Origin of the sequence: Mesorhizobium sp. M1D.F.Ca.ET.231.01.1.1 (genome assembly GCF_003999155.2) — a bacterium.
GTDB lineage: Bacteria > Pseudomonadota > Alphaproteobacteria > Rhizobiales > Rhizobiaceae > Mesorhizobium.
In genome coordinates, this window is sequence record NZ_RZOZ02000084.1 from 1 (window position 1) to 396 (window position 396).

Annotated in this window: 1 protein-coding gene; it reads right to left on the reverse strand. The window is 67.7% G+C overall.

Annotated features, from left to right (window positions below; genetic code table 11):
- A partial coding sequence (locus EN874_RS32400) for an MFS transporter (protein ID WP_127428845.1) occupies positions 1-396 on the reverse strand: 396 nt, incomplete at both ends.

Here is a 396-nt window from a genome sequence, read left to right on the forward strand (position 1 = left end):
GCAAAAGTGCCGCCCAGCAGCGGCCCGGCGACGCTGGCGACGGCCCATGTGCCGGAAAACCACGCCGCATAGCGCGCCCGCTCGCGCGGCGGGACAAGGTCGCCGACCACGGTCTGCGTCAGCGCGAAAAGGCCGCCGCCACCGGCCCCCTGGATCGCGCGCCCCAGGATAAGGACGAACATGTTGGGAGCCAGTGCGCTGACCAGCGATCCGACAAGAAAGATGAGAATTGCCGCATAGACGGTCGGCCGACGCCCATAGACGTCGGAAATCTTGCCGTAGAGCGGTGCCACGGCGGTTGCGGTCAAGAGGTAGCCGGTGACAATCCAGGGCAGGTATTCGGCATGGCCGAGCGAGCGCCCGATGGTCGGCATGGCGGGCGCGACGATGGTCTGG